We start from the raw sequence: 3,415 nt of genomic DNA, 5'->3' as shown, positions 1-3,415 counted from the left end.
AAATGGATCATTGCCGGTTCCGGTGGAGGTTAAATCCGGGGCGACCGGAAAACTTAGGTCATTGAACCGGTTTATGGAGATGGCCCCATCTGCGAAAATCGCAGTTCGTCTTTATCGAGGGAGTTACCTGGAACAGGAAGCGGGATCCAAAACTAAATTCCGCCTACTGAACCTACCATATTATCACGCCGCAAAAGTTCAGGAGTACATAGATTTGAACGCCCGCTCAGATATTGACCTGATGAAAAAGGGGACGGGTTTATTTTAATTCCCTGGTGGAAATAGATCCCTGTTATTTCCGTCCCACTGAAGTTGAATTTCTTTTGGGTGATCCCGGCAAGGCCAAAACCAGGCTTGGCTGGCAGCCGGAAATCTCTTTTGATGAGCTGGTTAAGGTTATGGTCCGGGAAGACCTGCAGGAAGTCCAGCGGGACCAGTTGTGTAAAATCGAAGGATTTAGAACTTTTAACAACTTTGAATAGGGACAAAGAGATATTCTCGCGCAGAGACGCAAAGGCGCAGAGAAGGAGGGGAAACAAAAACATAGGTGTCAGGTCTCAACATTTGATATTATCCAATTGTGACGGGATATACTGGTAAATTTGTTGTTATGTATTGAGAACTGGCTCTTACCGTTATGAATAAACAACATCTGGATATACTCATCCGCCTGGGTGAGGGATTTACCGTTGAATTCAAACGCTCCGGCACCTCCAACGTCGGCAGGGAGTTGTGCGCGTTTGCCAATGCTACCGGAGGAACATTGCTCATTGGCATTACTGATGATGGTGAAATATGCGGTGTGGACCATCACAACAGACTTAAATCAGTGATTCAATCAGTCGCACGAACTATTGAACCTTCACTGTTTGTTGATATTGAAAGTGTTGGAGATGTTCTGGTGGTGACAATTCCCCCTCAAAACGGAAAACCATATTCCCATAGCGGGAAATTTTACCTCAGGGAAGGCGCTTCATCGCAACAGTTGAGCCGTAATGAAATCCGTGAGTTTTTCTTTCGGGAAGGGATGATTCATTTTGATGAAATGGTTTGTGACCGTTTTTCTATGGATACCGATTTGACTGAATCTTCTTATATCCAATTCGCCCGGAAGGCGAAAATCCCTGACGATATGAATATGATTCAAGCCCTTGAAAATCTGCATCTTGTTCGAAATGGTCTTATGACTCATGCCGGCTCCTGGTTACTTGCCGCAGATATTCAGAAATTTATGGCCAGTGGTTTTGTGTCCTGCGCCTTGTTCATGGGAACCTCCAGAGTGAATATTCTGGATCGCAAGAATTTTACCGGCAATCTCCAGGATATTTTTCAGGATGTTATCACCTAGCTTTTGTCAAAATTGAATACAGAATTTATTATTACCGGGACAGGAAGGGATGAAAGACCTGAATTGCCTGCGGATGCCCTACGTGAGGCTCTGGTCAATGCACTGGTCCATCGTGATTATCGGTCTAATGCCAATGTTCAGGTACACATGTACCGTAACCGGGTAGAAATTATCAGCCCGGGAGGCTTACCAGCCGGAATGAAAGAGGAAGACATGGGGTTAAAGAGTATCCCGCGTAATCCTCTCCTGTTCAGTATGTTTTACCGCATGGATTTGGTGGAGCAGATCGGCAGCGGCATTAAGCGAATGCAACAACTTTGCCGGGACCATGGGGTACCAGAGCCAGCCTTGCATATTGAAGACAACTGGGTTACGATTATCTTCAATCGTGGTGATATCCAACCCGGAAAAGAGAGAGGTGTTACCCCCCCAGTTACCCCCCCAGTTACCCCCCCAGTTATCCCCCCCAGTTGAGCGAGTACTTTTTTCTTGTGAAAAGCCGATTGACAGGGACGAAATGCAAAAACAGCTGGGAATCAAGAATAAAAAATATTTTCGTGAATCTTATCTGAAACCTGCTTTGAAAAGCGGTTTTCTTGAAATGACTATTCCTGACAAACCAAATAGCCCTTTGCAGCAGTACCGATTAACTGAACTGGGCAGGCAATGGCTGAAAAAACAGAGAAATGGGGAATGAATCACCCACCCGTGGTGAAACCTTTGTCACCCGTAAGATTACCCGGGCGGTGGCCCGCATCAAACTTGGCCTGCAGGATAAACTATTTCTCGGTAACCTGGACGACAAACGGGATTGGGGCCACGCTAAAGATTTTGTCCGGGACATGTGGCTGATGCTGCAGCAGGAGGAAGCGGGGAAGTTGAATTTCTCCTGGGTGATCCTACTAAAGCCAAAACCAAACTCGGGTGGCAGCCGGAAATCTCTTTTGCCGAGCTGGTCAAGGTTATGGTCCGGGAAGATCTGCAGGAAGCCCAGCGGGATCAGCTGTGTAAAACAGAAGGGTTTAAAACCTATAACAACTTCGAGTAGTGACCAAGAGATATTCTCGCGCGGAGACGCAAAGGCGCAGAGAAGGCTGGAAACCAAAAGATTTAAAACTTTTAACAACTTCGAGTAATCAATTATGGAAAAGAATGCTAAAATCTATGTTGCCGGCCACCGGGGCATGGTGGGTTCGGCCATCGTCCGCCGGCTGCGAAAGGACGGCTATGATAATCTTTTGTTGAAAACCAGCGCCGAACTTGATCTTACCGATCAGCAGGCGACGGCGGCTTTTTTTGCCGCCGAACAGCCGGAATATGTCTTCCTGGCGGCGGCCAAAGTGGGTGGGATTCATGCCAACAACGAATACCCGGCGGAATTCATCTACGACAACCTGATTATTGAAGCCAACGTGATTCACCAGGCCTGGGTGGCGGGGGTGCGGCAGCTGCTTTTTCTTGGCAGTTCCTGTATCTATCCCCGGCTGGCGGAACAGCCGATGCGTGAAGACGCGCTGCTTACCGGGACGCTGGAGTCCACCAATGAACCCTATGCCATAGCCAAGATTGCCGGCATCAAACTCTGCGAGTCGTACAACCGGCAATACGGGACTGATTACCGGTCGGTCATGCCCACCAATCTTTACGGTGAAAACGATAACTTTCATGCTGTTAACAGTCATGTTATTCCGGGAATGATGCGCCGTTTTCATGAGGTGAAGATTGAAAATCGTCCACAGGTTGAGGTCTGGGGAACCGGCCGGGCCAAACGGGAATTTCTGCATGTGGACGACATGGCCGCGGCCTGTGTTCACGTTATGCGGATTGAAACGGATTTCTACCGGCAACATACGCGGCCGATGCTGTCGCATATCAATGTTGGTACCGGGCAGGATGTTACCATCCGGGAGCTGGCCGAGACCATTGCTGAAGTTGTCGGCTATGACGGGGAAATCGTCTGGAATACCACCATGCCGGACGGAACGCCGCGCAAGTTGCTGGATGTCAGTCTGTTGAAATCATTGGGTTGGGAGGCGAAGATTTCCCTGCGTGACGGCCTGGCGGCAA

Annotated in this window: 6 protein-coding genes and 1 pseudogene; all 7 read left to right on the top strand. The window is 48.5% G+C overall.

Annotated features, from left to right (window positions below):
- A partial coding sequence (locus tag U9P07_06000) for a hypothetical protein (GenBank protein MEA2108954.1) occupies positions 1-268 on the top strand: 268 nt, incomplete at its 5' end.
- 7 nt (positions 269-275) lie between these two features.
- Positions 276-482 carry a GDP-mannose 4,6-dehydratase gene (locus U9P07_05995; GenBank protein MEA2108953.1) on the top strand — a complete coding sequence of 69 codons (207 nt, stop codon included), beginning with the start codon at positions 276-278 and terminating at the stop codon, positions 480-482.
- 155 nt (positions 483-637) lie between these two features.
- Entirely contained in the window at positions 638-1,348 is a 711-nt protein-coding gene (locus tag U9P07_05990; GenBank protein MEA2108952.1) for a putative DNA binding domain-containing protein, read from the top strand.
- A gap of 3 nt (positions 1,349-1,351) precedes the next feature.
- Entirely contained in the window at positions 1,352-1,822 is a 471-nt protein-coding gene (locus U9P07_05985; GenBank protein MEA2108951.1) for an ATP-binding protein, read from the top strand.
- 43 nt (positions 1,823-1,865) lie between these two features.
- Complete coding sequence (locus U9P07_05980) at positions 1,866-2,045, top strand: hypothetical protein (protein ID MEA2108950.1); 180 nt, start codon at positions 1,866-1,868, stop codon at positions 2,043-2,045.
- A pseudogene (locus U9P07_05975) lies at positions 2,041-2,396 on the top strand (GDP-mannose 4,6-dehydratase). The gene U9P07_05980 and the pseudogene U9P07_05975 overlap by 5 nt, the downstream one beginning before the upstream one ends.
- A 94-nt stretch (positions 2,397-2,490) precedes the next feature.
- Positions 2,491-3,415, top strand: a 925-nt coding sequence (locus U9P07_05970; protein ID MEA2108949.1) for a GDP-L-fucose synthase, incomplete at its 3' end; no start/stop codon positions are given.

This window comes from Pseudomonadota bacterium, assembly GCA_034660915.1.
Classification (GTDB): domain Bacteria; phylum Desulfobacterota; class Anaeroferrophillalia; order Anaeroferrophillales; family Anaeroferrophillaceae; genus DQWO01.
This window is presented reverse-complemented; position numbering and strand designations above follow the sequence as displayed.